The 5,423-nt window shown below is 66.7% G+C and carries 6 protein-coding genes and 1 pseudogene; 2 read left to right on the top strand and 5 right to left on the bottom strand.

Going from position 1 to position 5,423, the window contains the following annotated elements; genetic code table 11:
• Positions 1 to 92 precede the first annotated feature (92 nt).
• Complete coding sequence (locus tag A9X01_RS07490) at positions 93 to 986, top strand: alpha/beta fold hydrolase (RefSeq protein WP_065120144.1); 894 nt, start codon at positions 93 to 95, stop codon at positions 984 to 986.
• 30 nt (positions 987 to 1,016) lie between these two features.
• Here the strand turns inward: A9X01_RS07490 and A9X01_RS07495 are convergent, their stop codons facing one another.
• From A9X01_RS07495 to A9X01_RS07510, 4 genes are all read right to left on the bottom strand, one after another.
• Positions 1,017 to 1,475 carry a PE family protein gene (locus A9X01_RS07495; protein ID WP_172832461.1) on the bottom strand — a complete coding sequence of 153 codons (459 nt, stop codon included), beginning with the start codon at positions 1,473 to 1,475 and terminating at the stop codon, positions 1,017 to 1,019.
• A 114-nt stretch (positions 1,476 to 1,589) separates the two neighbouring features.
• Positions 1,590 to 2,042, bottom strand: coding sequence for a PE family protein (locus A9X01_RS07500; protein WP_065120146.1), 453 nt, complete (start codon positions 2,040 to 2,042; stop codon positions 1,590 to 1,592).
• Positions 2,043 to 2,245: 203 nt separating this feature from the next.
• Complete coding sequence (gene satS / locus A9X01_RS07505) at positions 2,246 to 3,541, bottom strand: protein export chaperone SatS (protein ID WP_065120147.1); 1,296 nt, start codon at positions 3,539 to 3,541, stop codon at positions 2,246 to 2,248.
• Positions 3,542 to 3,574: 33 nt separating this feature from the next.
• Entirely contained in the window at positions 3,575 to 4,438 is an 864-nt protein-coding gene (locus tag A9X01_RS07510) for an alkaline phosphatase family protein (protein WP_065120148.1), read from the bottom strand.
• A gap of 91 nt (positions 4,439 to 4,529) precedes the next feature.
• On the opposite strand from A9X01_RS07510, the gene upp reads away from it, so the two are divergent.
• Positions 4,530 to 5,153, top strand: a complete 624-nt coding sequence (upp, locus tag A9X01_RS07515; protein ID WP_065120149.1) for a uracil phosphoribosyltransferase — start codon at positions 4,530 to 4,532, stop codon at positions 5,151 to 5,153.
• A 1-nt stretch (position 5,154) separates the two neighbouring features.
• Here upp and A9X01_RS07520 read toward each other — a convergent pair.
• A pseudogene (locus A9X01_RS07520) lies at positions 5,155 to 5,423 on the bottom strand (phospho-sugar mutase); the annotation flags it as partial.

Consider the following 5,423-nt stretch of genomic DNA (forward strand, 5'->3'; position numbering starts at 1 on the left):
CGTCGGCTCAAAGAGCTCGGATTGACCATCAGCCTGGACGTCGGCTACCGGCTGTCGCCGCGCGGGCGGGCGTTTCTGGAATCGGGACGCTGATGCTGCCCGAGCGACTCCGCACCGACTCGGCGGCGTTCCGGCTGCCCGACGGCCGTGCGCTGGCCTACCAGGAATGCGGTGATCCCGGCGGCTACCCCGCGTTTTACTTTCATGGCACACCGAGCTCACGGCTGGAATGCGCCTTCGCCGACGGCGCCGGCAAACGTCGGGGTTTTCGGCTGATCGCGGTCGATCGACCGGGCTACGGCCGCTCGACGTTTCAGCGGGGCCGCAGATTCCGGGATTGGCCGGCCGACGTGTGCGCCCTGGCCGACGGGCTCGGCCTGGGCGAGTTCGGCGTCGTCGGTCACTCGGGCGCCGGACCGCATCTGTTTGCCTGTGGGGCGTTCATCCCACCCGCCCGGCTGCGGTTCGTCGGCGCGCTCGGGCCGTGGGGTCCGCTGGCCACTCCGGAGATCGTGCGCGACCTCAACAAGGCCGACGCCCTGTACACGCGGCTGGCCCGCAGCGGCCATTGGACCTTCGATGCCGCCTTCGCACCGCTCGGTTGGTGCGCCCGGTATCTGCCCGACCTGTTCTGCCGGTTGGTGACGGCCTCCCTGCCCGACGTCGACCGGGAGCACATGCGTGACGAGCGTTTCTCGATGCACTTCCGCGCGATGCAACTCGAGGCGTTCCGGCAGGGGGGTCGCGGGGCGGCGTACGAATCGTTCCTCGACTACCGACCATGGGACTTCGACGTCGGCGACGTGGCGGTGCCCACGCACATCTGGCAGGGCGATCGCGACTCTTTCATTCCGCGGGCGATGGGCGAATACCTCGAGCGCGCGATTCCCGGAGTGGACCTGCACTGGGCTACCGGCAAGGGCCATTTCAACATCGAGGACTGGGACGCAATTCTGGCCGCCTGCGCCGCGGACGTGGCACGGTGATGCCAGCGAGGCCTCGGGAGGAACGGTTTCCTAGACCGGAAAGATCGACCCCAGGAACGCCAGCGGCAGCCAAAGCGCCAGCGCGAGAAAAATGGCCGGCAGCAGAATGGGAAACAACAGGTAGTACGCGGCCGCGGCAACCTGGAAAAACAGCGTCGTCACGGTATCCACCAGGGAATCGAAAGACGGGAGGCCGACGGCCGCCGTCCCCAACACCGCTGCGTTGGCGGCGTCGGCGCCGGCATACGCCCGCGCCGCCGCGCTGAGGTGCTGCAGGAACTGCTGGCTGTACGCGGCAGCGTGGTCGGCGACCTTTTGGTAGTCCTGCGCGTGTTGTGAGAACAGATGCGCGATGCCCTGGGACACCTCGTCGGCGGCCGCGGGGGCAATGGCTTGAATCGGGACGGCCCCGCTTAGCGTCGAATCGATAGCCGCCAATTTGTCGGCTGCGGCGGCGATCAGCTCCGGCACGGCCACTACCGCGGACATGGCGACCATGGAATCACTGCCGACTCAAGGACGGCAAGCGCCGCTGCGGACCGCTACTCAGCTGTGGCGCGACTGACTTCTGCTCGAGACTTAGGGAGGCTTGGGGGCCTTCGTTCAGACGCTATAGGGCGGGAATATGGACACTCCGTGTTCGGCTAGAACCGCAAAAGCCAAAACGAGAGCGACCGCGGCCAAGAAAGCCAACGGAAGCAGCACGAAGAGAAGAACCGGGATTGTGATCAGGGTGCTGAGAATTTGCGAAAATGGTTGCGGCAGCATCGAAACCCACGTCAATAAGTTGAGGTACGACACAACGCCACCGTCTAATCCCCGAATGGCAATCGGAACCAGAATCTCCCACAACGAGGAGACGTTAAGCGCCTCGGCACCGGCGTAGGATCCAACCGCCGATTTCATTTTCTCCACGAATTGGTCGTGGTAAGCCGACGCTTGCGCGGCCACGACTTGAAACTCCTCGGCGTGGAGGGTGAAAAGTTGCGTGATGCTCGTGGATACTTCGTCGGCAGCCGCCGGTAGCAGCGCCTGGGTCGGGCCTGCCGCTTGCATGGCCCGCTTTGAGTGTGGCGTCGATATTCGTCAACTTCGCAGCGGCCTGCGCAATCAACTCGGGTACTGCAACCACTGCTGACATGGCACTCGGCGCCTTCCTGCTCGATTCCTCGCAAGAAGCGTGACGCCACACACCGCAGCTGTCTGAAGTATTCGACTACTGCAGTATCGAGGGGACGCAGCAACCCCCCGGCCCAGCGCTACTCCCGGCGCAGCCGTCCGTCCACGAACGCTTCGAGCTTCTCCCACGCCCGCACCGCCGACGCATACGGCCCGGCGGGCTTGTCGACCGAGTCGGGCTCCAGCACGTATGCGATCAGCTTGCCCAGCGGCTTGCCCGGGTCGAGCGCCTTGTCGACGGTGGACTCCTCGGAGTAGTCGCCAATGTCGCGCAGCAATTCGACCGCAAGCTCGAGCTGTTCGCGGTCCACGGCCTCGGGCCCGTCGGCGAAATCATCGGCGAGTCCGCTGAGCACGTAGACGTTCTCGTCGGTGATGTCGACATTGAGTGAACCGTCGGTGGCCGCGGTCCGGATGTCGTCATACGTGGCCAGGTCGGACAGGTCGTGGTCGTGCTCGTCGGCCAGGTAGCGGGCCAGCGCCCGCTCCGAGGTGAACACACTGATCCGGCCGTTGCGGCCCAGGAAGATCGGCCGGTCGTCGAGATAGCAACGCAGCGTGTAGAAGGTGCCCGAGCCGGTCATGATCCTGATCGGGTCGATGCCTACCTGCAGCCAGAAGTCCTCGTCGCTGCCCAGCACGACGGTGTCACCCGCGGCGCGGTCCTCCGCGGTTTCATCGTCGGACTCGTCGGATTCTTCGGACTCGTCGGACGCCTCAGACTCACCGGCCTCCTCGTCGGTCTCTTCGACCTCGGCCGCGGCCTCCTCTTCCTCGATTTCCTCTTCGAGTTCCTCGGCGGCCTTCGCGGCCAGCTTCTCGTCGACCTCGGGGATGGTGGCGATCTCGTCAACGGCCTCGAGCACGTCGTCCCAGCTGCGCGCGATGATCTCGGCGATCGCGTTCCAGCGCTTCTGGCCCGCTTTGCCGCTGAAATGGTCGATGCCGCCGGAAACGGTACCCAGCAGGGGATTGCCGTTGAAGAATTTCGATATCGGCGGCAGCTCGCACACCGAGCCGATGGACGACACGATCGCCAGCGTCGCGGCCAACGCGTTCACCGATTCCTCGGTCGGCTTCTCGGCCACCAGCTCCTCGACCGCAACCAGATCGAACTGCTTGTCCTCGGCCGGGTTCAGCTTGTGCGCGTGCGCTTCGGTGACTTCCTTCCAGGCCGGGTGGTCGACCAGATCGTTCTCGCTGCCGCCGCGCACGAACGCCACCAGGTCGGCGACGTTCTCGAAAACGTACAGGTCGTCGTCGTTGCCCAGGAACGCTTCCCACTCGTCCCCGGAGTCACGCCAGCGCGGCGCCCACAGTGTGTAGCGGTCACCTTCGGACAGGCTCAGGCGGATCGGCACGAGGTCAGCAGCCATGCGGCACACAATAGCGACCCGGCCCGTTGGCGCTTATCCGCCCCAAATACTCGTGATGGCAGGAGCGTTTGCCGCGTAGCCGGTTTTGGGGAGCCCGTACATCTCCTCGAGCGTGGCAAGCACGTTGTAGTGGTTGATCGTGTCGTTGTAGGTGCCCGGCGCCACGTGGGCCCCGTAGAACACCGTCGGGATCTGGTTGCGGGGGCCGCCGTCGTCCTCGTCCCAGGTCACGATCAACAGGCTGTTGTTGGCCTTCGCCCAGTTGGCGTACGGCGTCATCTGCCGGTTCAGCCAGGCGTCGCCCTGGGCGATGGATCCGTCGTGCATGTTGTTGTCGTTGTTGGGGATCACGAACGACACCGTCGGCAGGCTCGCGTAGTTGCCGGGCGCCGGGAACATGGAGAACGGCACCGACACCGTCGGGGGGACATTGGTGAAGTTGACCCACGGCACGTGCTTGCGGCCGTATTTGCCCGCGCTGCACACCGTCGAACCCACCGCCGGCAGGTCCTCGGAGAACCCGGCGAAGCTGCGGCCCGAGGCCAGCAGTTCCGAAGCCAAATTGGGCGCGGCGCCGGCGTTCACCGGGCAGCTGTCCTTCGTGACACCGAAGGTGCTCCCGGCGAACAGGGCCAGGTAGTTCGGCTCGCTGGGATGGGTCTCGGCGAACGACTGTGCCATCATCGCGCCGCCGGCGGCCAGCGCGTTCATGAACGGCGCCTGCTTGTTGCCGATGATGTTGGCCTGCGACCGGTTCTCCTCGACCACGATCACCACGTGGGCGTAGCTGGGCAGGGTCGCGGCGGCCAGCGCCACCCGGTGGCCGGGCACCACTGTCGCGCCCAGCGCCGACAGGACGACAAAAACCCAGCTCAAGTGCTGTCGGAGGCCCCGCATGCCGGGAGTATATGAGCGGGCCGGACGCCGGGGGCGGACCAAAATGCCCGAGTCAGCAGGCCTGAACCCGATTGTTATATAGGGTCGCTGCGTGCAGGTGCGCGTCATTGACCACCCGCTGGCGGCGGCCCGGCTGACCGCGCTGCGCGACGAACGCACCGACAACGCCGGCTTCCGGGCCGCGCTGCGGGAGCTGACGCTGATGCTGGTCTACGAGGCCACCCGTGACGCGCCCTGCGCACCGGTCGAAATCCGCACGCCCCTCGCCCCGACCACGGGATCCCGGCTGGCCAACCCGCCACTGCTGGTGCCCGTGCTGCGGGCCGGGTTGGGCATGGTCTACGAGGCGCATGCCGTACTGCCCGAGGCGCACGTCGGCTTCGTCGGCGTGGCGCGCGACGAGCAGACCGCCCGGCCGGTGCCCTATCTCGCGTCGCTGCCCGACGACCTCGACGGCCTGCCGGTCATGGTCCTCGATCCGATGCTGGCCACCGGCGGATCGATGACCCATACCGTCGGGCTGTTGCAGGAGCGCGGCGCCACCGACATCACCATGCTGTGCGTGGTGGCGGCGCCGGAAGGCATCGCGGCGGTGGAGAAGGTGGCCCCGAGCGCGCGATTGTTCACCGCGGCCGTCGACGACGGGCTCAACGAGATCGCCTACATCGTGCCGGGCCTCGGCGATGCCGGGGACCGTCAGTTCGGGCCGCGCTGAGTCACCAGCGGTTGATCGCCGCGACGAGTTCGTCGCGCCGGGCGCGGGCGCGCTGCCGCGCCGGCTCCAGGTCCGGGGTGGGTGCCCAGCGAATCTCCAAGTAACACTTCAGCTTTGGCTCGGTGCCCGACGGCCGCACCACCACCCGCACCGATGTGTCGTCGTCACCGCCGGTGAAGATCAGCGCGTCGGCGATGTCGGTGACGGTGACGGTGAGGCCGGCCAGCCGGTCCGGCGGGGCATCGCGAAGCCCTTGCATCAGCGCGGCGG

The sequence above is a fragment of the Mycobacterium asiaticum genome (assembly GCF_001668675.1).
In the GTDB taxonomy this organism is placed as follows: Bacteria; Actinomycetota; Actinomycetes; order Mycobacteriales; family Mycobacteriaceae; genus Mycobacterium; species Mycobacterium asiaticum_D.